The sequence below is a fragment of the Acinetobacter sp. AS167 genome, from assembly GCF_037152175.1.
Taxonomy (GTDB): domain Bacteria; phylum Pseudomonadota; class Gammaproteobacteria; order Pseudomonadales; family Moraxellaceae; genus Acinetobacter.
This window is the reverse complement of record NZ_JBBCMP010000001.1, coordinates 1-25,906: the sequence shown is the minus strand read 5'-3', so window position 1 is coordinate 25,906 and position 25,906 is coordinate 1. Positions and strand designations below refer to the sequence as shown.

Below are 25,906 nucleotides of genomic sequence, written 5' to 3'. Positions count from 1 at the left end.
CATTTTAATTAAAAAAATAGCTATATTAACTTAAAAAATAACGATCAAAAATACAGCAACACCATCAACTAAATCATCAACTTAAATCGCTTTTTAACAGTGTATAAATTTTTTAAAATGTCTAAATTAGACCAAAGTGCTGAATCAACCCTAATTTCTCCATTTTTTATACACTTTTATTCCTTGAGCAAAGATTAAGCCATGAATAGCGCTAAATGTCGATAAAACCAATCCATAATTCTGTGTAAAGAATTGTTCGACTCACTTATATTTTTTTCTGTTTGTTCAAATCTCATCTTATTGTTTCAATTTAGATGATTAGAATCTTTAGCAACAAGGTGGAATCACATAATTTTTTAAAGCACTTATGCTTTTTTACATTATTTAATCCTACAAGGTGTAGCTGGGGTATCCCCTACACAAATTAAATTTAAAGTTTCATTCTAATACGTGGCTGTGCAAACACATTTGTCTCTTTTAATCATACAGCGTCTATCTATTATCTGGCGACAAGCACGGATAAAGTGCTACACATAAAAAACCTGTTTAAAATTTTCATTCTAAACAGGTTTCTGGAATAGCAAGGTCTAAGCTAAATAAGAGATAGACCTCAACTTAAAACTAAATGCTTCACTTAATTAAAAGTTTTAAAACGTGTTGCATCATCAATAAATGTTTTTTCGCCCGCTGGTGCTTCGATTGAACCAAATACTAATTGTGCGCGAAGTTTCCAGTCTGCAGGTACATCAAATGTTGCTGCCACTTCTTCATCTACGATTGGATTATAGTGTTGTAAAGAAGCACCTATACCCGCTTCAGCCAATGCAGTCCAAGTTGCAAATTGAGCAATACCTGTTGAATGCTCAGACCATACTGGGAAATTGTCTGCATATAATGGGAATTGTTCTTGTAAAGCTTTAATCACACTTAAATCTTCATAAAACAACACTGAACCAGCACCAGCGATAAAGCTGTTAATCTTACCCGAAGTTCCTTCAAATGCTTCAGCTGGAACGATTTTACGTAAAGTTTCTAAAACGATTGTCCAGAATTTAACATGTGAATCACCAAATAAAATCACAGCACGAGAAGACTGTGAGTTAAATGAAGATGGGCTATGCTTGATTGCATCTTTGATGATTTCTTCAATTTTCGCTTGGTCTAAGCTTAAATCTCTACCAATTGCATAAATTGTACGGCGTTGTTTGATTTGATTTAAAAATGACATGGTGTTAATCCTTCTATGACCAAATGGGTCGTGTTATTTAACATGGTTTGAGTGTATTGCATCATTCTTAGTTTCGTCATGCTTATATACATAACAATGTGTTCTATATTTAGAACAATATGTGAAATTGGGTCTTTTAAAATGCCATTGTGTTTCTGTAACCCCTTTTTAAGGTACTTTGTACTTTAAAACGATAAGAATATGTCAAATTTCCTATGGGCTTTTCATTACTTATTTTGTGGTAAAAATATGCAAATTTCGACATACGATTCTAGACATAGTATTAAAATACAACTCAATGACATTCTTATAATGCCTTCTTCCAATAACATACTATCAAGAGCCCCAGTCTTAAAAAAATAAAAAACTCCGCATAAAGCGGAGTCTCATTGAAGATAAATAGTTTTCTAAATTACTTATCTGTTTCAAATAATGCTGCGACAAACGATTTTGCAGAGAATGGACGTAAATCATCTATCTTTTCCCCGACACCAATATATCGAATTGGTACATGGGTACGGCTGGCAATATTAAACAACACACCACCCTTTGCAGTTCCATCTAATTTGGTAATGGTTAAACCAGTTAAACCTACAGCTTCATCAAACATTTCAACTTGGTTAATCGCATTTTGACCAGTACCAGCATCCACCACCAACATCACTTCATGTGGCGCAGTTGCATCAATTTTTTGCATAACACGTTTTACTTTGGTCAATTCAGACATCAAGTTACTTTTGTTATGCAAACGCCCTGCTGTATCGGCAATTAAAACATCCACACCTTTGGCACGAGCACTTTCAAAGGCATCAAAAATGACTGAAGCACTATCTGCACCATGGCCTTGAGCCACGACAGCAATATTGTTACGTTCACCCCAGATTTGAAGTTGTTCAGTTGCTGCTGCACGGAAGGTATCTCCTGCTGCAAGCATGACTTTCTTGCCTTCGCCTTGTAAACGTTTGGCTAATTTACCAATCGTGGTTGTTTTACCTACACCATTTACACCCACCACTAAAATCACAAATGGATTTTTATTGGGATCGATATGCAATGGTTTTACACGAGGCGCAAGTAAAGCAACTAGCTCTTCTTGTAGCGCTTTATACAATGAATGTGAGTAAATTAAATCACCACGTTCCGTACGCTCAGTCAAGTTCGTAATAATGGTTTTAGTCGCCTCTACCCCGATATCAGCAACCAAAAGTTGCTCTTCTACCTCTTCAAGCAACTCATCATCAATTTCTTTACCACCAATCAGGATATTAACCATACCATCGGCAAGGCTTTTACGCGATTTGGTCAAACCTTCTTTCATGCGACTAAAAAAGCCACCTTTGGATTTTTCATCAGCTGATTCAATCTGTGCGGCTTGGCTTTCAGTTTGAATAGGTTCCGCTTTAGGTGTTTCTACATTATTTTCAATAATAGGCACATTGACGGCTGGTAAACTAGGTAATGTGACATCGTCATCCCCGATATCCGCATCAATCAAGAATTTATTTTGCTGTTCTTGCATGCCGATTCCTTGAAAAGCATAGCGTTAAAAAAGAATGAGTTTAGCATAGATTGCATCATTTTTAGAGTTAAAGCAGCGATAAAACAAGCAAACCAAAATGCAACATTCTAACCTTGCTTTAAATCATTAATTTTTTAAGAATAGTTCTAAATTTAAAATAATTTTTTGGGTTATCTGTGTATATTCTGAAATCTAGATTCTTTAATCTTCTTAGACAATCCAAAGTTATCATTGCGCCAATCTTCTTTTTATCATTAAGCACGATAAATACTCAACTTCAGGCAGCACCTCAAAGCCAACTTTCAAGGACTACTTTCGAAACCACACTTAAAAATGGTTTAAAAGTGATTATCAGAGAAGATCATCGCTCTCCAATTGTCATGACTCAAATTTGGTATGGTGTTGGCAGTAGTGATGAGTCTGGTAATGTGCTTGGTATTTCCCATGTACTTGAACATATGATGTTTAAAGGAACTAAAAAGGTTCCAGATGATGAGTTTGCACGTTTAAGTCGTATTTATGGTGGCCGCACCAACGCTGCCACATATACAAATTACACCAACTATTATCAGCTTTACCCCAAGAAGTATTTTCCATTGGCTTTGGAACTTGAAGCAGACCGTATGACAAATCTGGTCCTCAAACAACAAGACTTTGATCCTGAAATCAAAGTGGTTATGGAGGAAAGACGACAACGGACAGATGATAATCCACGAAATCTAGCCTACGAACGTTTTAAATGGATCGCCTATCCAACCAGTCACCACCGTCAACCTGTGATTGGCTTTATGAAAAACCTACAGAATATTCGTCTGGATGATCTTAAACATTGGTATCAAACATGGTACACGCCCAATAATGCGACTTTAGTCATTGTAGGAGATGTCAATGCAGAACAGGCACTTAAACAAGTTGAAAAATATTTTGCAGCAATTCCCAAAAAGGAACTTCCAGACCGTAATGATGTTTTAGAGTTTGACCGAATGGGGTATCGGCATATGGAAGTGCAGTTGCCAGTACAAGTGCCCAACTTATTTATGGCTTGGAATGTCAAATCCATTGCCACAGCAAAAAACCCACAAGATGCCTACGCACTAACCATTATCCAGTCCTTACTGGATGGCGGAATCTCCGCTCGTTTACAAGACCGTCTGATTCGAGATAAGAAAGTGCTGACCGCAATCAGTGTCAGTTATGACCCCTATAATCGTGGCGACAGTTTATTTATGATCTCCGCGATCCCAAGTGATGATGTTTCTCTGGATGAGGCACAAAAAGCGATTGAAAAAGAGATGAATTTATTTAAAACAGAATTGGTCAATCAAACTGAACTCGATCGTGTCAAAAACAACTTCGTTTCAAATTTAATCTATAGTCAGGATGATATTGGTGGACAAGCCAATATGATTGGGAATTTGGAAGTAAATGGCCTAAGTTTTCGTTTAATGGATGAATTACCTAAACATTATGACAAAGTGACACCACAAGATTTACAACGAATTGCCAATATTTATTTTGTCAAAGCCAATCTGAGTAGTTTGTATTTAATGCCTGAAAGTACAAAAGAATAAAAAAGGATCTCTCATGAATTTTAATCCATTCTCGACCTATTCGATAAAAATACCCTTGTTTGTGTTCATCAGCTTACTCTACTCCCCCCTTAACCATGCGGAGGTTGAATTAGACAATCATGATGAAACGGAGGTTGTTGTAGATGATTCAACACTTAAAGCAAATTCGACCTTACAAAGCTTAAAAAATTTAGATAAACATCAACTGTATCAAGCGCCATTTGTTCAAGACCTCTCCAACAACCAAAAAGTCAGGACACTTTTTGTTTCAGCCACCGACCTGCCTATTGTGGATATTCAACTCACCTTTAATGCAGGTTCGTCACAAGATGAAGCACTAGGAAAAGGCTTGTATGGTATGGCAAATATGGCAGCCAAGCTGATCACTGAAGGGACAGATCAATATACAGCAAAACAAATTGCGTCAACATTTGAAGGATTAGGTGCTCAATTTAGTGTTACGGCGTACCGTGATATGTTTGTCGTCCGACTTCGGGTCTTATCAGATCCTGAAAAATTAAACCCTGCCATCAATACCATGCTACATGTGCTGAATCATGCACAATTTAATCCATCGGGTTTAAATCTTATATTAAACAATACCAAAGTTGGGCAGAAGCAAATTCAAGAAAATCCAAGTCGGATTATGAATATTCGCTTTTATCGTGCTCTGTATGGACAACATCCTTATGCCGAGCCCACTGTTGGCACCAATGGGAGCCTAAAAAAAATTACTCCAGAACTACTTAGAGCGTATCGACAAAAACTGCTTGTTGCCCAAAACATGAATATTGCTATTACTGGTAATTTAACTTCAGCCGATGCAACTCAACTGGCCAATTTAATCAGTCAAAACCTCACCCAAGGTGAAGCTGCACAAGCACTTCCTGAACCACAAGATCAAGATGATTTTAATATCCATTACATCCCGTTTAACTCAACCCAAGCCAACGTAATGATGGGACACTTGGCGATTCAGCGCAGTGATCCAGATCGTGTTGCACTAGAAGTCGCCAATCAAATGTTTGGCGGAAGTGGATTTAATTCCATTTTAATGAAAGAACTTCGAGTTAAACGGGGTTATACCTATGGAGCTTATAGCAATTTGACCTCCACATTGGCTCAAGGTTTCTTCAGCTTGAGTTATTCCACTGAACAAAATCAATTGATGGAGAGTATCAAAGTTACACATCAGGCCTTACGCGATTTTGTAAAAAATCCAATACAAAGAAAACAGCTCGAAGAAACTAAGGAAGGCATGTTACGTTCTTTCCCAATGACCTTCAGCTCCAATGCCAATATCAATGCACAAATCGCATCGATTGGCTTTTATCAACTTCCTGCGGATTATTTAACCCAATATCAAAAGCAATTGAGTCAAGTTACCACCAAACAAGTTCAAAAAGCTATTCAAAAACATCTTCGTGCAGACCGTCTCACTTTGGTTGTTGTTGCACCGATACTGGATCAGAATGCGTTAAAAGACATGTTGAAGGCTGATTTAACCACCCCAGAGCAATCCAGTTCAAATCAAAACCAGCAAATGGATACGCATACCATGCCGGATGTCCCGACTTTGATCATTCAAAAAACTATTCGTACGCAAGCTGGATCAGTCAAATAAATATTATCCATTATTGCGGATCTTTACTATCCACAGCTGGATATCGTTTTACTTGTTGATTTTCAAAATGGTAGGCACGTAATAGACGTAAATATTCAACCACATAAATACGATCTTGGCTGCGTAATTGATTGGCAATCTTTTGTGTCTTTGGATTGCTTGCTTGTTGTGAATATTGCAAAACATATTTGTATTGATTTGGATTAATTGGGCGTGTTAAAGCCAGTATTGCAAGAAAAATCATCAATGCGATGATTACAGCAACAAAACAATTCAAGATTTTTTCCACAGGGAATGAATAGAATAATTTTTGAAAATAATCTTTGAATTTTTGCATGAACTACCTCTAATTACAGATAGTTTATCATCCTGACCATAAAAATATAGGGCTTTCTTCAAGACATCTGAAGATCGGTTGTAAGATGATCTTTAAGATCAAAATTGATAGATAGTACGACAGCGCTTAATAATCCCAGCATAGATATCATAGCGTGTAGAGATGAAAGTTTAAGCCCTCTTCTCATATTCAAGAAAAGGGCTTGAGTAAAGTTAAGCAACTCGTGAATCACTTCAATATTAGTACCAATTAAAGGATCGTTGCACGTAAGAATGCGAAATACAAAATAATCGCGATAATTGCCAATGCAATGCTGACAGCAAAGATACTCACTCCACCCTCTGCATGCGCAGGGTGCAAATCATCATCATCAGCAAGACGCCTCAATTCGCCATCATAGATTCGGTAAAAACCTGCTTTTTGCACTGGATTTAAGTTTCGGGTATAATCGTACACGCGTTTACGCTGGGCTAAACAATAATCCCCAAGATGGATTTCTTGATGATAAATTGCCTCATCCAGTTGTTTACGGTGATACTGAGCTAATTCTACGATCTGAGACTCAGCAGCGGGTACATCAAAAATAAAGCCATCTATAGTGTTTGTCATTTTGCTCTCCCTTTGTCTTAATTCTCATATTGATTTTAATAAATATTATTTCTGATTAATGTTTAATCATGTAATCTTATCTTCGTCAAGCATAGATTTCAAATCACTTGACAAACAAGGCTAATTGTAATATTAGTTTAATAAAGTTAAGTTAGATTAGTTAAGTATAAGCTCCGTTGGGGAGCTATGTTAAAAGATCATAATTACAATAAGGAGTTATATATGATTCATCAGATCTCTCACCAAGACTTAGAACATGTTTATGCAGATGCTGTAAATACAATCCAATGTGAAATGAACTTTGTAGAAGCAGTAAAAGCATTAGAAGATGCGGCGAAGGCTGGCCATGGTAAAGCAGCAATGTTTCTTGCAGAACTTTACTACCAAGGTTTCCGCGTTGAACGTGATTCTCTAAAAGCCCAATATTGGCAAAAGATGGCAACCATGCAAGCATAATAAAACGTCACTTAGGTGGCGTTTTTTTTGCCCTATCATTTTTATTTTTTAATAAATCATTACGTTTTCAATACATTTTTTATTGTTTTAATAAATGCTTACGATTGAGCATAAAGCACCAACAGTTCTTATAAGAATTTCAACTACAATAGGCAATGTACTAAATAAGATTATTAATTATGAAAAAGTATATTCATCTTCAGCCCATTTCGAATGAATTGTTTATTAAAATTTCTATTTTAAAATCACTCATGTATTGTGGTGTACTTTGGGGACTTTACCATGATGGCTGGGCAATGAAGTCTGGTTCAAATGAAGTTTATTTTCCTTTTTGGCTAAACGCTGTTCAAGCCCATCAGTATGCAAAGATTCATTGGCCCCACTACACCCCACGTAGAATAACACCTAAAGATTTTAGAGACTCGCTGTTACCCACGTTAACACGGCTCAATATCATGCCAGCATTGTTTAATTCTTCATCTCGAAAATTTAAACTCTCAACGTCTCAAATGGAACATTTCTTTTTTCATAGTCATGTTCAATTTCAAACGACTTAAAGGCGAAGATATATTTTTATCGGTTTAAAATTGTTGTAAAAAATAAACTTTATATTTTATGACTGCCAAGTATTTGCAAAGTTAAAAAATACAGTTAATTTAAAGGTGTGCAGATTGGTAAGTACCCTAGAAAAGGAAGAATAATTATGACGACAGTAGCACAAGTAATCCAAGATAAGATTGGTCGTGAAATTTATACGATTTCACCCTCTGCCACAGTATTAGAAGCCATTACACTTATGGCAAACAAAGGTATTGGTGCTGTGGTTGTCACTCAAGATACAAAGGTCGTTGGAATTCTTTCTGAACGCGACTATACACGTAAAATTGCGCTTATGCAGCGTACATCTGACCATACAACAGTCGCTGAAATTATGACCTCTAGAGTGATTTCTGTGACCCGTGGCCATACCGTTGAAGAATGTTTAAATTTAATGACTGACGGACACCTACGCCATTTACCTGTAATTGAAGGCGAAACACTGGTTGGGTTTGTTTCTATTGGCGATTTAGTCAAAGCTACGATGGAAGATCAAAGAAAATTGATTGAACAGTTAAGACAATATATTTCAGGTTAAGTTAAATTATAAAAATACAACCCTCCCTCCATGTGGAGGGTTTTTTCTTGTGCTTAGAAAACTAACAGCTAAGTTATAATCAAAACTGCCTATTTATTCAAACAAATGACTTCCATCAAGTCATTGATCAGAAATGAAGCACATTTTTTGTATGGACTTTTAAAAACTGTTGGGGGATCAATTCATTTTGGGTATTTTTGAACCCTAGATGGTTATCCTTCTAAGGGGCGACTAGGATGTTTCCGTTGAGGGACCTAAAGGACGTACCCCTCGCCTAACATCAGCAGAAACAAAACACTACTTGGTTTGCAGCGCAAAGTTTAGCAACTCCTACGAAAAGTGAGGCATCGCCTACGCAAAGGCATTTAAGCTTTGAATGTATGGTGTGGCATTGCAAGCGTGTTTATATTCAAATAAATTATTTTTCTCATGCAATTGATTTATTTGAATATTAATTAATAGAAATTCTACTCTTATGTCTGAATTTTTTACAGATTAGCTATAAAATATCAAATTTTTTTATTTTAATATATTACAAATAATCATCTATTTTGAGTTGCATGTCTTTAATTAATATAGCTATAAACAATTTACTTCATTAAGCAGAAGCTAAACCTGAATTTCAAATTTAACGACAAAATAAAAACCTAGCCAATGCTAGGTTTTTAGATCAAATCAATTTTTAATCAGTTTAGATTTAACTTTCCAGCAACATAGTCGGCATCTTTGTCACCACGTCCAGAAAGGTTTACAACAATTTTAATTTCTTTCGCTAATTTAGGCGCTTCGCGAATTGCCCACGCCACAGCATGAGAACTTTCTAATGCAGGAACAATCCCTTCTATTCGTGAAAGGGTCATAAACGCATCTAAACACTCTTGATCGGTTGCTGTAGAGTAATCCACGCGGCCTAAATCTTTTAAAAAGCTATGTTGAGGGCCTACACCTGGATAATCTAAACCAGATGCAATCGAGTGCACAGGCAAGGGTTCGCCCTGTTCATCTTCAAGCACATAACATGCCATACCATGAATCTGACTTGGTTTACCTAAAGTCAATGTTGCTGAATGCTGTTGAGTATCCAGACCATGACCTGCTGGTTCCACACCAACAAGTTTAACCTCTGCATCATTTAAAAATGCAGTGAATGCGCCAATTGCATTTGAGCCACCGCCTACACATGCAACTACATAATCAGGTTGTGCGCCAAAGCGATCTTGGGCTTGAACTTTAATTTCATTGCCAATAATAGATTGGAAATCACGTACCATTTTTGGGAAAGGATGCGGTCCAACCACAGAACCAATCGCATAAATAAAGTTTTTAGGATCTTTTAAATACTCTTCAAATGCACTATCTACAGCATCTTTGAGTGTTGCAGTACCTTGAGTGACTGAAACCAGTTTTGCACCTAAAATCTTCATTTTCACGACATTGGGATGCTCTTTTTCAATATCCACCTGTCCCATATGAATTTCACATGGAATACCGACCAAAGCACACGCTGTTGCAAGTGCAACGCCATGTTGACCAGCACCTGTTTCTGCGATTACTTTGGTTTTACCCATATATTTGGCAAGCAAAGCTTCGCCCAAACAATGGTTAATTTTATGTGCGCCTGTATGATTTAAGTCTTCACGCTTTAAATAGATTTGTGCACCACCCAATTGATCAGAAAGGCGTCTTGCATGGTATAAAGGACTAGGACGACCTACATAATTGGCAAATAAATCAGCCAATTCATTTTGAAATTCAGGCGTTTTACGAATTTCTTCATATGCAATATTGATTTCATCCATTGCTTCTTTTAAATGAGGTGGAATAAATTGACCACCATATTCACCAAAAAAGCCTTGTTCATTTGGTAATGCAATACCATTTATTTGATGATCCATTTCTTTCCCTATTTAATAAATTAGCTGTTGAATTTATGAATAACAACTTTGCTTGAGAATAATTTATCGTGACAAATATTTCGTCATATCCTCAATACCTTTAAGGGTCATTGGAAACATATGATCGTCGAATAATTGTTTAATAAGTGCGATGGTTTGCGTGTAATGCCAGTAACCTTGCTCTTCTGGATTTAACCATGCTGTTTTTTCAAAATGATTGCGTAAGCGACGTAACCATACATCCCCAGCTTCATCATTCATATATTCGACAGAACCACCAACCGATTTCAGCTCATAAGGTGCCATACTTGCATCACCTACCACAATTACACGATAGTCTTTCCCGTAGGTATTAAATAAATCCCATGTATTCATGCGGGTAGACGAACGACGATGATTATCTTTCCACACATAGTCATATAGACAGTTATGGAAATAGAAATACTCTAAAGTTTTAAATTCAGTTTTTGCCGCGCTAAACAGTTTTTCACATTGCGCAATGTGTGAATCCATCGATCCACCCACATCAAACAACATCAAAACTTTAATACGGTTACGCCGTTCAGGCACCATTTGTACATCTAGAATGCCCTGTTTGGCAGTTTCATAAATAGTGCTGTTAATATCTAATTCTTCTGCAGCACCTTGACGAGCAAACTTACGTAAACGACGTAAAGCCATTTGCATTTGTCGAGTACCCAAAATTTGTTCATCATCCAAATTTTGAAACTTACGCTGTTCCCAAACTTTTACGGCTGAATTTTTGCGACTCGGGCCGCCAATTCTCACGCCTTCAGGATGGTCACCAAAAGCACCGAACGGTGAAGTTCCACCTGTGCCAACCATACGGTTGCCGCCTTGATGTTTTTTGTGTTGTTCACGCAAGCGCTCTTCCAACATCTTCATCAGTTCTTCAAGCGAACCTGCTTTCAGCAATTCAGCACGTTGTTCTGGTGTTAAATGTTTTTCAAGTAACTCTAAATCAAACCAGTCTTTGGGAAGTTTTTGAACTTTACTGAGCAGATCATCGATATCAAAAGTATGAATACCTTCAAAATAATCTTTCATGGCACGGTCAAATTTGTCAAAGAAGCGTTCATCTTTGACCATGACTGTTTTTACTAATTGATAAAAATCATCTTGATCGGCAAAAACTAATCCTTCACTAATTGCTTGGTTGAGATCAATGAGTTCACGTGTTGAAACTGGAACACCATATTTCCTGAGGGTATAAAATAATCGCACAAACATGTTGCGATCTCCTCATTAACGACGTGACATAAAGGCTAAGCGTTCAAGCAACTGTACATCTTGCTCATTTTTAATCAATGCGCCATATAAAGGTGGAATCGCTTTTGATTTATCATGATTACGCAAAATGTCTTCAGGCATATCATCTGCCATTAACAAGCTTAACCAGTCAATTAATTCAGATGTTGAAGGAGGTTTCTTTAAGCCAGGCACTTGGCGTAATTTAAAGAAGACTTGTAATGCTTCTGAAACCAGTGTTCCGGAGATATCAGGAAAATGAACTGCGATAATTTCACGCATCGTTTCTTCATCAGGAAATTCAATATAATGGAAAAAACAACGACGTAAAAACGCGTCTGGCAGTTCTTTTTCATTATTTGAAGTAATGATCACAATCGGACGTTGAGTTGCAGTAATGGTCTCACCTGTTTCATAGACAAAAAATGACATTTTGTCTAATTCATGTAGCAAGTCATTTGGAAATTCAATATCGGCTTTGTCTATTTCATCAATCAACAATACACAGCGCTCTTCGCTGGTAAATGCATCCCACAACTTACCTGGTTTGATGTAGTTTTTAATATCGTAAACACGGTCATCACCCAACTGGCTATCACGTAAACGAGAAACTGCATCATATTCATACAAACCTTGCTGTGCTTTGGTTGTAGATTTAATATGCCAAGTAATTAATTTAAGACCTAGACTCTCAGCAACTTGTTCAGCCAATAAGGTTTTACCTGTACCAGGTTCGCCTTTGACTAATAATGGCTTTTGCAATGCTCGAGCTGCTTTTACAGCCAGTTTTAAACTATCCGTTGCGATATACTGTTCAGTACCTGTGAATTGTTGAGAATCTACAGACATAACTTACCTTTATTTTTTATTTAAAGTGGTGAAATATTTTTTGCTACAGCGCTTGCTTGGGCATTTTTCGTAGTTTTGTATTTAGACCAAAAAAATCCAATGACTAAACCAATACCCATAACAAATGTAATTAAGGCAAGATTTGACCAAATCAATGGTGAATCCTTGGTAAGAATACCAAATAACAGTCCAAAAATTGCTGGCGCAATCGCTGAGTTTGGTCCTTCAGAAATGGTCGGGGTTGCTAGAACGGCAAATACAATGATCCATGTAATACCGCCAAGTGGCGATGGCAATCGCTTTGAAATCGAATACCAGCACCATAAAATCAACAGCGTCCCAAGAATATAGACGGATATTGCAATATTATCTTCTGGGATAGAATCAAATAGATCTAAAAAATTTGCCCATATTCCTGATAACTGATCAAGCACCACGTAGTCCCTCTGGTTCAACCGCATTTGGGTTAATTAAACCTTCTGGCGGCATTTGAATAAAGAAGCCTTTTGTATTAAGTGAATCGATTACATGTAACACATTTACACGTGCCAATGGTCTAGTTTCACTTAGTTCAAGATGCATTACATGCGTAGCCCGACCAAAGGCAATACGTAGAGGCTCAGAAAGAGCCGCTAAGGGATCTGCACTTTCATCTTTATTTGGATGATTTGGACGAGCCACATAAAGATACATTTCATCTTTTTTGCTCGATTTATAAATATCACAATGCATTTTAAACAACAGCTTCAGTAAAACTTAGTTGACAGCATACATGAAAAAAACAATGGAGACATTATCGAAAGTTAACGCATCAGTCGTTATTTAGGTTCAATTGCTAATTCTTTGATCAATAGTAACGCAATAGTCTTGAAGATTATTCCCCTAAACAATAGCTCAAAAGAACCAGTTCCAATCACTCATTTACTTTCATCTGCATACTTAAAAATTTAATATCTTCTTGTAGTAAATGGATAAGCGGCTGAGTGAGCAATTCATAGCGCCATCCCAGTAAATACCCAGGTAAATCTTGCTCATTACCATGAAATACCACATGATGATACAAGGCATTCAGCCATTTTTTACGCATAAGTACTTCTTTGGGTACTTGCATTTCAAATGAAACCTGAGAAATCAACTCATCTACTTCAACCGTGATTCCCTGAGATGAATGTTTGATTGGGCGAGCAATACGAAGTGGCCACTCATCTGTTTCAGGCAGGAATTTCAATAAATCTAAAATTGTTTTTCCATGCTCACGAACAATATTGGGACGTATCCCCTTAACAGAAGACAATTGAAAATTATTTTTTGGATTGACTTCAACTAAATCAATCATTGTGGCACTTTTGAGAATAAAGCTACGCGGTTGATTCAGTGCTTTAACCATTTCTTCACGCCAAACACTCAACTGTTGCAATTGCATTAGCTGTTTTCTGGAATGACGGTAATTACCAATATCACAATACAATTTGTCTTTCGGGGTTTCAGAAGCAATTTCAAAGGTCAAATTTTGGCAATCTTCAAGCACATGCGAGTATAAACTTTTTTCGACCAATTCAGCTTTTACTTTTTCAGCCAGACGCATAATGTATAAAACATCATTAGCAGCATAATTCATTTGCTCATCCGTTAGTGGTCGCGCCAACCAATCTGAACGTGTCTGATCTTTATCAATATCGATATCTAAGACTAATTTCAAAGCATTTTGATAACTGACTTGTAGACCATGGCCTAAAAAAGACAGCCCAACTTGCGTATCGAACACATTATTCAGGTTTTTTTTATCTGCATAATGATAAATTAAATCAATATCTTCCCCACAGGCATGAAAAACATTTTGCTGTGCTTTAAAAAGCTCAAACCAAAATTGATCTAAATTTAGAGTTGTACCGTCGAGCAAGAATACTTGACCATTGACATTAATTTGGAATACACCGAGTTTTGGCCAAAGTGTGTCGACTTTAATAAATTCAGTATCTAGACCATAAGTCGAAGTATGTTGCATCAAATTCAACACATGTTCGAGATCGGTCTGTTGATTAATAAATTGAAACATGTCAGTTTAAGTCAAAATGTTACATTCAAATGAAATATGATTTTACCTTAATATATAAAATTTAAATATAATATTTTTAAACTAATTCTCCGTAAACACCTTATTTTTCAATAAAGTTTCTTGTGAATATTTATTTTATATATAGGTTTTACAACTTAATAAAAGCATATTTTAAAGTAATAAATAACCAGGCTAATCATTGATTTAGCTTGAGTGTACATAAAAAATTTAGAATGAATGTAAATAATTTTTAAATTAAACAGAGTTTGTTGATCTTTTAATCGTTATCGCATTTGCGCTAAACATCCAAGCCCAACAAACTCTAAATGCTACAAAACCTAAGATCACTATTTCATTTTCATACGATTATGAACAGCCTGACTTAATGTATGACTATCCACATATTCCAATTCACCACCTTGTGGAACACCTTGTGCGATTCGTGTCATTTGCAAAGACAAATGTTTTGTTGCTTCTACAAGATAATGTGCAGTCGCTTGCCCTTCTACAGTTGCATTAGTGGCTAAAATTACTTCAGTAATTTTACCATCAGTTAAACGTTGCACTAAATATGGAATACCTATCTCTTCAGGACCAATACCATCTAAAGGCGACAAATGTCCACCAAGTACATGATATTTTCCTCTAAAGCTACCAGACTGCTCTATTGCCATCACATCTGCTGGGGACTCAACCACACAAAGCAGTTGATCATCCCGATCATTTGAGCAACAAATATCACAGACTTCATTTTCAGTTAAAGAATGACAAACACTACACTCATGAATATAAGAGGTTGCTTCATTTAGCGCATGCGCCAAACCAATAGCACCTTCTTTATTTTTCATGATCAAATGGAGTGCCATACGTTGAGCCGATTTCGGCCCAACACTAGGTAAGATTCGTAAAGCTTGTACGAGTTGGTCAAAACGGTCGCTAAACACCTATGATTCCTTAGAACAAACCTGAAAGACCTGGTGGTAAACCCATACCTGAATTAGCTTCTTTCATCTTCGCTTCTGTAATAACTTCAGCTTGGCGAGCCGCGTCATTCATTGCTGCTGCTATCAAGTCTTCAATCATATCTGGATCGTCTTGTAACAAATCTGGACTGATTTCGATACGCTTAACAACATTCCGGCAAGTCATTGTTACTTTTACTAAACCGCCACCAGCTTCAGCATTCACTTCAGTTTGGGCAAGTTGTTCTTTTGCCTTTTTAACGTTGCTTTCCATATCTTTCTGCATACGTTGCGCTTGCTGCATAAGCATATTAATGTTCATAAAATACTCCGAACAAAAGTCCTAAATTAAATCTCTGTCTTGCACTTTCATGACTAGTTTTTTTAAATGCCTAGAAGAAAATGAAACAAACTCTTTCACAAATTATGCTTATCTTAAATTAAATCTAATCCATGAGAAAGGTCACGAATAATATCATCGACATCTTCTAAACCAACAGACAAACGGATTAAACCTTCACGAATACCCGCTGCTGCTTTAGCTTCAGGAGAAAGCTTACCATGAGTCGTTGTCGCAGGATGAGTAATTGTTGACTTAGCATCACCCAGATTGCCTGTAATTGAGATAAATTGTGTGTGGTCAATAACTTTCCATGCACCTTCTCGCTCACCTTTCACTTCAAAAGAAACGATTCCGCCAAAACCAGTTTGTTGTTTGGCTGCTAACTCATGCCCAACATGGTCTGCTAATCCAGCAAAATAAACCTTTTCCACTTTTGGATGAGCAACCAGCCACTCGGCAATTTTTTGTGCACTTTCAGAATGCGCTTTCATGCGTAGTTTTAAGGTTTCTAAACCCTTCAAAAAGACCCATGCATTGAATGGACTCATCGATGGGCCAGCGGTACGAACATAACCAAATACTTCTTCAAGTAATTTGTGATTTCCGACCACAGCCCCACCCAGTGCACGACCTTGTCCATCTAGATATTTGGTGGCAGAGTAAATCACTAAATCTGCACCAAATTGTAATGGGCGCTGTAAAATTGGTGTGCAAAAACTGTTATCGATAGCCAATAAAGCATCATTTGCATGTGCTAAATCTGATAGTGCTTGAATATCAGCGACTTCAGCCAAGGGATTTGAAGGTGACTCAACAAACAGTAAGCGAGTTTCAGGACGAACCGCGTCTTGCCAAGCTGTTAAATCAGTTAAATCAACAAAAGTCACTGCGACATTAAATTTGGCGACATATTTTTCAAATAATGCAACAGTAGAACCAAAAACAGCACGCGAACAAATCACATGATCACCTGCTTTTAAGAACGACATTGCAACTGCCATAATGGCAGCCATACCCGAACTTGTTGCCACAGCCCGTTCACCACCTTCGAGTGCAGCTAAACGCGTTTCAAACATTGCTACTGTTGGATTGGTAAAACGTGAATAAATATTGCCTGGTTCAGCACCAGAGAATTTTGCTGCTGCTTCCGCTGCATTTTCATACACAAATGACGAAGTGAGGAAAATCGGCTCACTATGTTCACCTTCAAAACTGCGTGTATGACCTGTACGAATCGCTAAAGTATCAAGTTGGTATTCAATGTCGTCGTGCTGGCTCATTTCAACTACTCAGTCCAAAAACTGCCTTTGTAAAATATTGCCAACATTTTGAGCGTCCTATGTATTTAAGGTCAAGGTAAAATCGTAAATTATCACATACACTTCGCTTAAATCTGCATAAAAATGAGACAAACACCGCTTATGACACAAGTATCAGCTAAGTTCCAACAGCGCAAATCCAAATTGAAGAATCTAACCACACGTATCTTCAATGGTAAGTCATTGGTTTTATCTCAAAGTACCCCTTATAAAATTATTGCAGAGCATCATCAAACCAAAGTGCGTTACTATGCAGCTGTTGAAAAAAAATTTAAGGAACCTTTGGTTTTTACAGCACCATTGTCTATCAATATGGCAATCTATGATCTCTACCCTTATCGTTCACTCATTAAATATTTTACTGAACAAGGTTATGATGTTTATCTATTGGACTGGGGAAAACTCAGTTATCAAGATCGCAACTTAAACTTCTTATATTTTATTGATGAAGCCATGCCGTTATGCATTAATAAAATTCGAGAGCATGCTCAAAGTGAGCAAATATCCCTTCATGGGTGGAGTATGGCTGGCATTTTTGTATTACTTTACACGGCATTACGCCAACCCAATTATGTTAAAAACTTAATTATCTTGGCCAGTCCAATTGACAGTTACGCCTCGGGTGGCATTGGTAAACTTTATCAAAAAATAAATAATTTGATTATAAAGAGTCAAAAACTGAAAGATACTTTATATAAAGGTGGTTTACCGAAAAAACTGATACATACCCCCGGCTTACTCAATGCCATTGGTTTTAAGATTTTAGATCCAAAGGGTTGGTATGAGGGTCATAAACAATTGTTGCTAAATTTAGACGACAAAGAACTCTTGCATGAACACGCCACCCTTGGAAATTTTTTAAATCACATGGTGGATTACCCCGGTGGTGTCAATCAAGACATGTTATTTAATGTTTGGCTGCAAAATCCACTGAAAAATGGGGCAATTCAGCTCAGTAACCATAAAATTGAACTTAGAAATATCGACTGTTCACTGATGATTGGAGCTGGAAAAAATGATCAAATGGTCACCGCAGATGCAGTTAAGCCTTTAAGTGAATTGACAAAGAGTAGTGATGTCACGTTTACTCTTATTCCTGGGGGACATTTAGGGCTAATGTCTAGTCAAAAAAGTGCAGATGAATTTTGGCCTACTCTGTCCAGATGGTTAGAACAAAGATCGACAAAAATTTAAGAGATAGATATGAAGACTACAGTTGCATTTATTGGTTTAGGCGCAATGGGCTATCGTATGGCAGCACATTTACCCAAATATTTTGATACCGTATATGTATGGAATCGAAATTTTGCAAAGGCTAAGCAACATGCAACTCAGTTTGGTACTCAAGCGGTCGAACTTAATCAAGCAGTACAAGCTGATATTATTTTTTCATGTTTACCGACTAGCCAAGATATTGATGATTTAATCCAAGATTTAAAGATCAAAAATGGCGCGATTTGGGTCGATTGTACCAGTGGTGTACCTGATGCTGCGCGTAAACAGTCTGAGTATCTTCTCAAAAATAATATTCACTTTTTGGATGCACCTGTAAGTGGTCAAACCATTGGCGCTGAAAATGCAACACTGACCTTCATGGTCGGCGGTTCGGCAGAAGCGTTTCAAATTGCCCTACCTGCAATGCAAGCGATGGGTAAATTAATTAAACGTGTTGGTGACTCAGGTGCAGGCTTTGCAGTAAAAGCTGTAAATAATATGATGATGGCGGTTCATTTATGTGCGGCTGCTGAAGGATTTACCACACTGAAAGCACATGGAGTAGATTTAAATGAAGCACTTGATTGTATCAATGCATCCAGTGGTAAAAGTGGTGTGACTGAAACCGCACTACCACAACGTATCCTCAATCGTAGCTTTCCACTGACCTTTGCTTTACCCTTATTGGCAAAAGATACCGGTATTGCCATTGATTTAGTTCGTGATGCAAGATTATCAGCACCTATTCTTGGTTTAACACAAAGCTTAATTACCGTAGCCAATAGTCTTTCAGAGCCAGATAGCGATTTTTCTACCGCCGTAAAAATGTATGAATCATGGAGCAAAATTACATTAGATTAATTTTTCGTCATTGAATAATCACAACTAAACCTTATAATCAGATTAAGTGACATGTAAATATGTCAATTTCGAGGTCGTATCATGAATAAATATGTAATTGCTACACTTTCTAGTTTATCTATTTTAGTCGCTAGTCACGCTTTTGCTGATAACACCCAAGAATGTAAAAAATTGCAAGATGATTACAATGTCATTTATGCATCAAAAGGGTTCTGTTTTAAAGATCCTGAAGCAAAAGCAAAATATAATAATGACAATTGTTATACAAGTAAGCCTAAATTTTCTGAAAAAGAGCAGCAAAAACTTGACTCTATCAAGGAACGTCAGAAAGAATTGAACTGTAAATAATCACATTCACACTTTCAAGGAAATAAACATGGCTTATGATGATCAGAATATATTTGCACGAATTTTACGTGGTGAACTTCCTGCAATTAAAGTTTATGAAGATGATCATGTGCTTGCATTTATGGATATCATGCCGCAAGCCGATGGGCACACTCTGATTATTCCGAAGGCTCCAGCTATCACATTGCTCGACTTAGATCCTGAAATTGCAGCTTATACAATCAAGATCGTGCAAAAAATAGCGCAAGCAATTGAAACAGCTTTGAATACTCAAGGTATTGTATTGATGCAACTTTCTGGGGCTTCTGCTGGACAAACCGTACCTCATGTACACTTTCATTTAATTCCGAGCTCGGTGCATGAATTAGGTCGTCACGCTATTCAAATGGGTGATCAGGAAAAAATTAAAGGGTTTGCTGAAAAAATTAAGATTGCACTGGCTTAATTAAAAATCTTTTTAGAATCAATGGGGCTAATTAGGCCTCATTTTTTTATTTAAATTACACAAATGTTAAATTCACGTCATTAAATTGTCATTTTTTCTTCACTGATATGTAACAAAGTTTACAGATACTGCATGCAAGTTAGTAAGTAGTGCACAAATCCACACTTACTGAATAAAAAAAGTAACTGCAAACCCATTGAACATGTTTTGGAGAAATCTCAATGAAAAAAGTGCTACTCGCTGCAGCAATCGCCACCCTTAGCATAAGCGCAGCTCAAGCAGCGCCAACATTGTATGGTAAATTCAACGTAACTTTAGATCAAATCGATAATAATGGCTTTAAAGACGAAAGCGTAACTAAAGTAAACTCTAACGCTTCTCGCATTGGTGTTAAAGGCGAAGAGAAATTAACAGATAAATTGTCTGCAGTTTACTTGGCAGAATGGCAAATCAGTGCTGATGGTGATGGCGATGCTTTTACTAACCGTAACCGTTTCGTGGGGATTAAATCAGACGGTATCGCAACTTTAAAAGTGGGTCAGTTTGATTCATATTTCAAAAATGCTGCTGGTAACAACCAAGATATCTTCAACGATCACAATGAACTCGATATGACTGCGATTTTAGTTGGTGAAGATCGTTTAAAAAACGTGATCGGTTTTGAAACTGATAAAAAATTATTGGCTGGTTTAGCTTTCAACATCATGTTCCAGCAAGGTGAAGAATCATCTGCTTTAAAAAATGATGCTAAAGGTCAAAAAGGTAGTCGTGATAGTTTCGGTGATGGTATCTCTACCTCACTTACTTATGACAACAAAGACTACGGTTTAGCTGCTGCTGTTGCAGGTAACTTCGGTGTTGCATCTAAATATAATGCATATAACTCTGAATTAGGTAGTAACACAATCTACTCTGACGCAATCCGTGTTACAGGTTCTGTAGACTTGAAACCTGCGGGTCTTGATGGCTTAGTATTCGGTGCATTATGGCAAACAGCCAAACCAACTGATGACACTGTTGCAACCACTTCTGGTACTACAGTAACATCGTTCAAAGGCTTGAAAGAAAATGCTTATGGCATCACTGCTGCATATGCGATTCCTTCTACACCAATTAAGCTAAAAGCTGAATATATTTCTGCAACAACAGAACTCGATGGGCGTGATGATCGTAAACAAGACCTTTACGGAATTGGCGCAGACTACAACATCAATAAACAAGCTCGCTTCTATGGTGTTGTTGGTCAACAAAAACGTGATTGGTCAACGACATCTACCCCAGAGAAAAAGAAAACTGTTATTGGCTTAGGTATGGAATATAACTTCTAATCCTAATCTTTATAAAAACGGTAAGTCATCTTGCCGTTTTTTATTTCGACTCAACAATAAAAAACTAATTTTATAAAATTCATATTCATTAATGAAGTAACCATAATACAAATTCAGCATTTTTATAAATAGCACATACGTTTAATCATCCATGACAGACCTGTCATTTAGCAACATCAATTTCATCATTGGATAGGCATACAGTTTCTTAAACGAAAACTAAAAATCATTAAATTTATGTTTTGTATGAACTCCTAGAAACTGTTGGCTATCGATTCATTTTTTGTACTTTTGAATCATAGACGGTTATCCTACTGTGGGGCGACATGGATGCCGCCGTTGGGGGGAGGTACAGGAGGTACCCTCGCCCATGAGCAAAAACAAAGCACTGCTTTGTTTGAAGCGCAAGGTTTGGCATCCTCTACAAAGTGAGGCATCGCCTACACAAAACTATTTAAACTTTAATGTAAAGTGCGGTATTGCAAGCTTTTTTATAATCAAACACTTTATTTACTCATGCAATTGATTTAATTAAAAATATAAATTAAGAGAAATTATATTCTTGTGTCTGAGTTTTCGACAAGCTGACTATAGGCTATGACAGGAGTTATATTGTAAACAAAAAAATAAAAACAAGCTCGATAGAATCTTAGGATTTCACTATCTCAGTTTTAAACGGTTAAAGTTTGATATAGGTTCGAAAACCACGACTCGCATAATATGAAGCAGCACCATTATGATAAGTAAATGTACGCCCATAACGCTGATCACAAAAGATCGCGCCACCTTGCTCACGTAATACTCTTGGTGTCTCGACCCAACTGGATGTTTTTAAGTCAAAATTGAATATTTGTTGTAGGGTATAATACTGTTGTTCAGTCATTAGCGCTAAAGCATGCTTCTGCACCCAATCGATCACCGTATCTTCAGGAGGATGATCCTTGCGGCTGAGTAACGCCTCTCGATCATAACACATGCTGCGCCGCCCTTTTGGCGACTCAATTGTACAATCAAAAAAATACAGACCTTCTGTATTCGGTAAAACAACCACATCAGGCTCACCGCCAGTCATTTCCATTTGTTGTAAAGCCGGTAGCTTTTCAGGACAAAGCAAAAGTTGTCTTTGTATAAAATCCCAGCTCACTTGTGCATGTCGTTCTATATGCTGTTGAAAGCGCTGTTCTAAAGTTTTTAATAGATTTTCAATTTGTAACGGACTATGTTTTTCTTGCTGTTTTGTCATTTTATTTTACTGCCTTATTTTAAGTCTTTATTAGCATAGCATTATCTCTCAAGCCTAACCAAATCCAATTTTTAGACATACGGAATTGCAATAATTAAACAGTGTGGCACTGATAATTCAATGAATTTCTCTGCATATGCAATTCCTTTTATACCAATTCAACTAAAGTTAAATATATTTTGCAATGACAAAAAAATGGCCATGGCGATCATAAGTTATGGAATTAGCGTTGACTACAATATCAATAAGCAAGCTCGCTTCTACGCAATTATTAATTAAAAAAAGTAATGAGACAGTTGCATATAGAGAACAAAAACTGTTATCAACTTAGCTATGGAATATAACTTCTAATCCTAATCTTAAAAATAGCAAGAAATCTTGTCATTTTTTACTTAACCATAAAATATTTTAAAAATCTCGTATTTCATCAAACCAAGTATTCACTGTTTCTTGATCTATATCTAATGTTGAAGCTTCAACCAGTTGCTGTATAGCAAGACCAATATCTTCTCTTTCAACAGTTTCAATATTGGGCAATGTATTAACCATCGCTACAAGTTCAATAATTACCTCCTCCACATCTTGCTTCGTCTTCGCCTTGGAGATTTCTTTTAAAGCAAATTTATATGCTTTGATCGCTATTTTTGCATTACAGCTTTCCCAATTTTCAAATGGAATCCCATATTCATTGGTAAACCATATTGAACTCCTCAATTTAGACACCGAAGAATAATCCAATTGCTTTTCTTTAGCTAAATGCTTTAATTCAGCATTTAACCTTTTCCCTATTTTTTCATCAATATTCCATCCAATGAAGGAGGTTAAATTTTCCCAAGTATTTAAAGCTGGAAAGCCTTCCAAATTTACGGCATAGCGTATCCCAATACGTTCAAGTCGGTGAAGTTGTTTTAAACTTGTTGTATTGGTTATATTCCCAGTTAAGTTTAGATTTTTTAAGTTAGGAAACTGTAATAAACTTCCACAATCAAAAGCTTGGCCTAAAGGTTTAACAGTTAAATCTAACGAAGTTATTGCCGCTAAATTTTTCATAACAGGAAGATGGTATGCCGATATCATTGGATCTTGGTTTGTTGTTGGCTCTATTCTAATATGGGGATATGGTGCGGTGGTAATAATTTCAAAATGCTCAATATGACCAGCCAAATGAAGCGAATATAACGCCTTCTTATTCTCATCATCAGGATGACTTAAATCCAGTATGATTGGATGTTCGTCTGCTTTGATTGAAAAGTTATGAATTTGAGCATGACTTAAATCTAGACAAATCGCTTGCGTAGGTCGCCAAGAAAAACCTTCTATTACTCTTTTCTTCGACCATTCAATAAAACCCTGATCATTTCCCCAATAATAAAAAAATCTCGGCCAATTTCCATAAGGATACAAATGCGGATTTTGTTGACCATGTGGCGTATAAAAAATATTAAAAGCATCCCAATTGATTACAGCATTTTCATCGACAAGAACATCAACCTTTTTCTTGTCCATTCCGATTCGACCAATTGAGAAGCTTCCTTGCCCTGCTGGAATTTTTATCTGATGGCTATTTGTACCTATTAAAGAAACATAAATGGGAGTATTTCTATCCATGTTCATCCATTATTTGTAAATTGTAGTGTTCAGATTTCAGCAAATATAAGTACTTATGATTGTGCAAATAAACTCTACATAGAATATATCAAGTTTAAAGCTTAGCCTTTGTTTCATTTTAACAAAAATATGAACATGTTAGGTTTAGCTCTATATTTCAACTTTCCGAATTTAGATACTTAGATGGTCTAAATGACCTTGATGATCTATTTTGACCACAATCAGCTGATCAGATAATTTCTGATTAACAGTATAATCAAAGATGGTAAAATATGATGTATCATATTTTCCATCTGGATAAAGCCCACGCCCTGTTAAATATAATTTGGTAAAAATAAAAAATCATCACCTAATTCTTTAATATGAAAATCCACATTTTCTTTACCCCCCTCCAACTTCAAAATCCTGTTGAATGATGCATTGGTTTTATTGATCAAATTTTGCGATATTTTCTAGAAAGTGATTTATTTGATCTAAAGTTTGCTTATTTAAAATATCTTGCCAATTTACCAATATAGCGCTAGCTCCAAAAATGTTGGCACTCTTTACACTTCGTTCCATTTTTATAAAAAAAGAGTGGAAAACCAAGCAATAAAAAAACCAAATAAGCGGGACGTTTTCCTTGTGTATATGACTGTATATCACTACTACCACAATTTGGGCAACTTTCACTTGCTCCAAACTGTTGTTCTAATTCTTGGCTAAAATCTTGGGTAAGTAATCCTTTAGCCTCTTCTGCATAGCTTTCAGGAACTAACAGTCGCACACCACCCAAAGCATTGGAGTAAAGTCAATCCATGTTAATGGTGTGTTCATTTTCAATACGTGCTGGAATTTCAGCTGCTTCTAATTGTATTTTGGCAATCTGAGCCTCGTAAGGAAATGAATATGTTTCAGCGACCACCCATTGCATAAGAACACCTAACAGAAATAAAATTGAATTTTAAGCTCAATTCATTTAACTGTATATTGCATAAATTTATTCAGTTGATGCTTTCATTTTTTAAGCTATGTCAAAGCAAAGCAAATTTCATAAAAAATAAGGAAATACGTTGAAGGATAGATAGGTTTTAAATTCCTGTACAAATTCTTCCGAGCTAATAGAAAAATTATTATGAATTATTTAAATTTCATCTTTTATCCTATTCTGCTTAAGTCACCCATAACTATAGTTTGTCGGAACTCTATCCTACTTTTCTATATTTTGAGGAGGATATAAAACAACAAAATTTACATCTTATTCTTACTATTTATTATTTTCTTTCACACATAAAAAAACACCCCGTTCTCGTTAGAGACCGGGGTGTTTTAGATTTAAAAGCTGGCGATGACTTACTCTCACATGGGTAACCCCACACTACCATCAGCGCTAAGAGGTTTCACTTCTGAGTTCGGGAAGGGATCAGGTGGTTCACTCTTGCTATTGTCGCCAGCAAACTGTTATGGACTTGTTCGGGTCTTATTTAAATGCCTTACTTCGTACCAAATGAGTTTAACAGAACATTTGAGTTGAATATTTTAACTAGCTTTACAACTAAATCAAGTATGTTTGATCTTTTATGAATCAAATGATGCTTCGTATACAACTGCTTGGGTGTTGTATAGTCAAGCCTCACGAGCAATTAGTATTGGTCAGCTTCATGCGTCACCGCACTTCCACATCCAACCTATCAACGTCGTAGTCTT

Annotated in this window: 25 protein-coding genes, 2 rRNA genes and 1 pseudogene; 10 read left to right on the top strand and 18 right to left on the bottom strand. The window is 36.6% G+C overall.

The window, feature by feature from the left end; all coding sequences use genetic code 11:
• Window positions 1–634: 634 nt before the first annotated feature.
• Entirely contained in the window at window positions 635–1,228 is a 594-nt protein-coding gene (locus tag WFN33_RS00145; protein WP_004719619.1) for a nitroreductase family protein, read from the bottom strand.
• A 412-nt stretch (window positions 1,229–1,640) separates the two neighbouring features.
• On the bottom strand, window positions 1,641–2,747 hold the full coding sequence (gene ftsY / locus WFN33_RS00140; protein WP_336950744.1) for a signal recognition particle-docking protein FtsY: 1,107 nt from the start codon (window positions 2,745–2,747) through the stop codon (window positions 1,641–1,643).
• Between the two features lie 176 nt (window positions 2,748–2,923).
• Between ftsY and WFN33_RS00135 the strand changes: the two genes are divergently transcribed.
• Window positions 2,924–4,318 carry a M16 family metallopeptidase gene (locus tag WFN33_RS00135; protein ID WP_419359963.1) on the top strand — a complete coding sequence of 465 codons (1,395 nt, stop codon included), beginning with the start codon at window positions 2,924–2,926 and terminating at the stop codon, window positions 4,316–4,318.
• A 13-nt stretch (window positions 4,319–4,331) separates the two neighbouring features.
• Window positions 4,332–5,942, top strand: coding sequence for a M16 family metallopeptidase (locus tag WFN33_RS00130; RefSeq protein WP_336950743.1), 1,611 nt, complete (start codon window positions 4,332–4,334; stop codon window positions 5,940–5,942).
• 10 nt (window positions 5,943–5,952) lie between these two features.
• Here the strand turns inward: WFN33_RS00130 and WFN33_RS00125 are convergent, their stop codons facing one another.
• Together WFN33_RS00125 and WFN33_RS00120 are read right to left on the bottom strand one after the other, a co-directional pair.
• Window positions 5,953–6,279 carry a hypothetical protein gene (locus WFN33_RS00125; RefSeq protein WP_336950742.1) on the bottom strand — a complete coding sequence of 109 codons (327 nt, stop codon included), beginning with the start codon at window positions 6,277–6,279 and terminating at the stop codon, window positions 5,953–5,955.
• A 249-nt stretch (window positions 6,280–6,528) separates the two neighbouring features.
• The gene (locus tag WFN33_RS00120; protein ID WP_004822225.1) at window positions 6,529–6,888 is read right to left on the bottom strand and encodes a hypothetical protein; all 360 of its coding nucleotides are present in this window, start codon (window positions 6,886–6,888) and stop codon (window positions 6,529–6,531) included.
• Window positions 6,889–7,110: 222 nt separating this feature from the next.
• Between WFN33_RS00120 and WFN33_RS00115 the strand changes: the two genes are divergently transcribed.
• From WFN33_RS00115 to WFN33_RS00105, 3 genes are all read left to right on the top strand, one after another.
• Window positions 7,111–7,344, top strand: coding sequence for a hypothetical protein (locus tag WFN33_RS00115; RefSeq protein ID WP_004719607.1), 234 nt, complete (start codon window positions 7,111–7,113; stop codon window positions 7,342–7,344).
• Between the two features lie 179 nt (window positions 7,345–7,523).
• Entirely contained in the window at window positions 7,524–7,901 is a 378-nt protein-coding gene (locus WFN33_RS00110; protein WP_336950740.1) for a DUF2750 domain-containing protein, read from the top strand.
• Window positions 7,902–8,047: 146 nt separating this feature from the next.
• Window positions 8,048–8,479 (top strand): CBS domain-containing protein, encoded by a 432-nt coding sequence (locus WFN33_RS00105; RefSeq protein ID WP_004822228.1) that lies wholly within the window; start codon window positions 8,048–8,050, stop codon window positions 8,477–8,479.
• Between the two features lie 686 nt (window positions 8,480–9,165).
• Here WFN33_RS00105 and trpB read toward each other — a convergent pair.
• The 9 genes from trpB to WFN33_RS00060 form a co-directional block, all read right to left on the bottom strand.
• Window positions 9,166–10,374 carry a tryptophan synthase subunit beta gene (gene trpB, locus WFN33_RS00100; protein WP_336950739.1) on the bottom strand — a complete coding sequence of 403 codons (1,209 nt, stop codon included), beginning with the start codon at window positions 10,372–10,374 and terminating at the stop codon, window positions 9,166–9,168.
• A 63-nt stretch (window positions 10,375–10,437) separates the two neighbouring features.
• On the bottom strand, window positions 10,438–11,625 hold the full coding sequence (locus WFN33_RS00095) for a vWA domain-containing protein (RefSeq protein ID WP_336950738.1): 1,188 nt from the start codon (window positions 11,623–11,625) through the stop codon (window positions 10,438–10,440).
• A 15-nt stretch (window positions 11,626–11,640) separates the two neighbouring features.
• Window positions 11,641–12,492 carry an AAA family ATPase gene (locus WFN33_RS00090; protein ID WP_336950737.1) on the bottom strand — a complete coding sequence of 284 codons (852 nt, stop codon included), beginning with the start codon at window positions 12,490–12,492 and terminating at the stop codon, window positions 11,641–11,643.
• 20 nt (window positions 12,493–12,512) lie between these two features.
• A complete protein-coding gene (locus WFN33_RS00085) occupies window positions 12,513–12,926 on the bottom strand; it encodes a hypothetical protein (RefSeq protein ID WP_419359960.1) in 414 nt (137 codons plus the stop codon).
• On the bottom strand, window positions 12,919–13,224 hold the full coding sequence (locus tag WFN33_RS00080) for a YcgL domain-containing protein (RefSeq protein WP_336950735.1): 306 nt from the start codon (window positions 13,222–13,224) through the stop codon (window positions 12,919–12,921). Before WFN33_RS00080 ends, WFN33_RS00085 begins: the two co-directional genes overlap by 8 nt.
• Window positions 13,225–13,405: 181 nt before the next feature.
• Entirely contained in the window at window positions 13,406–14,548 is a 1,143-nt protein-coding gene (locus tag WFN33_RS00075; protein ID WP_336950734.1) for a ribonuclease D, read from the bottom strand.
• A gap of 347 nt (window positions 14,549–14,895) precedes the next feature.
• Window positions 14,896–15,492 (bottom strand): recombination mediator RecR, encoded by a 597-nt coding sequence (recR, locus tag WFN33_RS00070; protein ID WP_004822240.1) that lies wholly within the window; start codon window positions 15,490–15,492, stop codon window positions 14,896–14,898.
• Between the two features lie 10 nt (window positions 15,493–15,502).
• A complete protein-coding gene (locus WFN33_RS00065; protein ID WP_004719585.1) occupies window positions 15,503–15,832 on the bottom strand; it encodes a YbaB/EbfC family nucleoid-associated protein in 330 nt (109 codons plus the stop codon).
• 113 nt (window positions 15,833–15,945) lie between these two features.
• Window positions 15,946–17,133 (bottom strand): O-succinylhomoserine sulfhydrylase, encoded by a 1,188-nt coding sequence (locus tag WFN33_RS00060; protein WP_336950732.1) that lies wholly within the window; start codon window positions 17,131–17,133, stop codon window positions 15,946–15,948.
• Between the two features lie 141 nt (window positions 17,134–17,274).
• On the opposite strand from WFN33_RS00060, the gene WFN33_RS00055 reads away from it, so the two are divergent.
• From WFN33_RS00055 to WFN33_RS00035, 5 genes are all read left to right on the top strand, one after another.
• Window positions 17,275–18,366 carry an alpha/beta fold hydrolase gene (locus WFN33_RS00055; RefSeq protein WP_336950731.1) on the top strand — a complete coding sequence of 364 codons (1,092 nt, stop codon included), beginning with the start codon at window positions 17,275–17,277 and terminating at the stop codon, window positions 18,364–18,366.
• 9 nt (window positions 18,367–18,375) lie between these two features.
• Window positions 18,376–19,248: an NAD(P)-dependent oxidoreductase gene (locus tag WFN33_RS00050; RefSeq protein ID WP_336950730.1), complete on the top strand. Its 873-nt coding sequence runs from the start codon at window positions 18,376–18,378 to the stop codon at window positions 19,246–19,248.
• An 81-nt stretch (window positions 19,249–19,329) separates the two neighbouring features.
• Window positions 19,330–19,596: a YARHG domain-containing protein gene (locus tag WFN33_RS00045; protein ID WP_004719576.1), complete on the top strand. Its 267-nt coding sequence runs from the start codon at window positions 19,330–19,332 to the stop codon at window positions 19,594–19,596.
• A 28-nt stretch (window positions 19,597–19,624) separates the two neighbouring features.
• Window positions 19,625–20,041, top strand: a complete 417-nt coding sequence (locus WFN33_RS00040; RefSeq protein ID WP_336950729.1) for an HIT family protein — start codon at window positions 19,625–19,627, stop codon at window positions 20,039–20,041.
• 221 nt (window positions 20,042–20,262) lie between these two features.
• Window positions 20,263–21,369, top strand: a complete 1,107-nt coding sequence (locus tag WFN33_RS00035; protein WP_336950728.1) for a porin — start codon at window positions 20,263–20,265, stop codon at window positions 21,367–21,369.
• 679 nt (window positions 21,370–22,048) lie between these two features.
• On the opposite strand, the gene WFN33_RS00030 is transcribed toward WFN33_RS00035, so the two are convergent.
• The 5 genes and pseudogenes from WFN33_RS00030 to WFN33_RS00005 form a co-directional block, all read right to left on the bottom strand.
• Window positions 22,049–22,612 carry a DUF4256 domain-containing protein gene (locus tag WFN33_RS00030; RefSeq protein ID WP_336950727.1) on the bottom strand — a complete coding sequence of 188 codons (564 nt, stop codon included), beginning with the start codon at window positions 22,610–22,612 and terminating at the stop codon, window positions 22,049–22,051.
• Window positions 22,613–23,020: 408 nt separating this feature from the next.
• Complete coding sequence (locus WFN33_RS00025; RefSeq protein ID WP_336950726.1) at window positions 23,021–24,220, bottom strand: hypothetical protein; 1,200 nt, start codon at window positions 24,218–24,220, stop codon at window positions 23,021–23,023.
• A 520-nt stretch (window positions 24,221–24,740) separates the two neighbouring features.
• Window positions 24,741–25,133, bottom strand: a pseudogene (locus tag WFN33_RS00015) (putative signal transducing protein).
• Between the two features lie 406 nt (window positions 25,134–25,539).
• Window positions 25,540–25,654: ribosomal RNA gene (gene rrf / locus WFN33_RS00010) — 5S ribosomal RNA — on the bottom strand.
• Between the two features lie 167 nt (window positions 25,655–25,821).
• Window positions 25,822–25,906: ribosomal RNA gene (locus tag WFN33_RS00005) — 23S ribosomal RNA — on the bottom strand; the annotation flags it as partial.

Coding starts and splice junctions, on each gene's coding strand:
- WFN33_RS00145 (WP_004719619.1), bottom strand. CDS start 1,228: ATGTCATTTTTAAATCAAATCAAACAACGCCGTACAATTTATGCAATT.
- ftsY (WP_336950744.1), bottom strand. CDS start 2,747: ATGCAAGAACAGCAAAATAAATTCTTGATTGATGCGGATATCGGGGAT.
- WFN33_RS00130 (WP_336950743.1), top strand. CDS start 4,332: ATGAATTTTAATCCATTCTCGACCTATTCGATAAAAATACCCTTGTTT.
- WFN33_RS00125 (WP_336950742.1), bottom strand. CDS start 6,279: ATGCAAAAATTCAAAGATTATTTTCAAAAATTATTCTATTCATTCCCT.
- WFN33_RS00120 (WP_004822225.1), bottom strand. CDS start 6,888: ATGACAAACACTATAGATGGCTTTATTTTTGATGTACCCGCTGCTGAG.
- WFN33_RS00115 (WP_004719607.1), top strand. CDS start 7,111: ATGATTCATCAGATCTCTCACCAAGACTTAGAACATGTTTATGCAGAT.
- WFN33_RS00110 (WP_336950740.1), top strand. CDS start 7,524: ATGAAAAAGTATATTCATCTTCAGCCCATTTCGAATGAATTGTTTATT.
- WFN33_RS00105 (WP_004822228.1), top strand. CDS start 8,048: ATGACGACAGTAGCACAAGTAATCCAAGATAAGATTGGTCGTGAAATT.
- trpB (WP_336950739.1), bottom strand. CDS start 10,374: ATGGATCATCAAATAAATGGTATTGCATTACCAAATGAACAAGGCTTT.
- WFN33_RS00095 (WP_336950738.1), bottom strand. CDS start 11,625: ATGTTTGTGCGATTATTTTATACCCTCAGGAAATATGGTGTTCCAGTT.
- WFN33_RS00090 (WP_336950737.1), bottom strand. CDS start 12,492: ATGTCTGTAGATTCTCAACAATTCACAGGTACTGAACAGTATATCGCA.
- WFN33_RS00080 (WP_336950735.1), bottom strand. CDS start 13,224: ATGCATTGTGATATTTATAAATCGAGCAAAAAAGATGAAATGTATCTT.
- WFN33_RS00075 (WP_336950734.1), bottom strand. CDS start 14,548: ATGTTTCAATTTATTAATCAACAGACCGATCTCGAACATGTGTTGAAT.
- WFN33_RS00065 (WP_004719585.1), bottom strand. CDS start 15,832: ATGAACATTAATATGCTTATGCAGCAAGCGCAACGTATGCAGAAAGAT.
- WFN33_RS00060 (WP_336950732.1), bottom strand. CDS start 17,133: ATGAGCCAGCACGACGACATTGAATACCAACTTGATACTTTAGCGATT.
- WFN33_RS00055 (WP_336950731.1), top strand. CDS start 17,275: ATGACACAAGTATCAGCTAAGTTCCAACAGCGCAAATCCAAATTGAAG.
- WFN33_RS00050 (WP_336950730.1), top strand. CDS start 18,376: ATGAAGACTACAGTTGCATTTATTGGTTTAGGCGCAATGGGCTATCGT.
- WFN33_RS00045 (WP_004719576.1), top strand. CDS start 19,330: ATGAATAAATATGTAATTGCTACACTTTCTAGTTTATCTATTTTAGTC.
- WFN33_RS00040 (WP_336950729.1), top strand. CDS start 19,625: ATGGCTTATGATGATCAGAATATATTTGCACGAATTTTACGTGGTGAA.
- WFN33_RS00035 (WP_336950728.1), top strand. CDS start 20,263: ATGAAAAAAGTGCTACTCGCTGCAGCAATCGCCACCCTTAGCATAAGC.
- WFN33_RS00030 (WP_336950727.1), bottom strand. CDS start 22,612: ATGACAAAACAGCAAGAAAAACATAGTCCGTTACAAATTGAAAATCTA.
- WFN33_RS00025 (WP_336950726.1), bottom strand. CDS start 24,220: ATGGATAGAAATACTCCCATTTATGTTTCTTTAATAGGTACAAATAGC.